The organism is Shewanella sp. POL2, assembly GCF_000282755.1.
GTDB lineage: Bacteria > Pseudomonadota > Gammaproteobacteria > Enterobacterales > Shewanellaceae > Shewanella > Shewanella xiamenensis.
Genome location: NZ_AKZL01000241.1, coordinates 1 through 206, shown reverse-complemented (window position 1 = coordinate 206; position 206 = coordinate 1). Strand labels below are relative to the sequence as shown.

The window sequence follows — 206 nt, the reverse complement described above, 5'->3', positions numbered from 1 at the left end:
ATTGCTTGGTTCCCAAAATACCTTTGTGGGCACCAAGTTCAGTCGACGCTGACTTGAACCTGGTACACCTCCATTTCCACGTAGTTGCAGAAGTTCTCCAGCAGTAGCCGTACTAGGCTGTCTGCATGCTCGAGGTAACAGCGGCCAAAGAAGCTGTTATAAACCTGCTTCTCCTGAAACAGCACTTCCATTTCTTTCTCAAGCTC

General features: G+C 48.5%; 1 protein-coding gene. It reads right to left on the bottom strand.

The genetic code is table 11. From position 1 onward, the window contains the following. Positions 1 to 38: 38 nt before the first annotated feature. Positions 39 to 206: DUF2787 family protein (locus tag SHEWPOL2_RS22785; RefSeq protein WP_037431977.1), on the bottom strand; the 168-nt coding region annotated here is incomplete at its 5' end.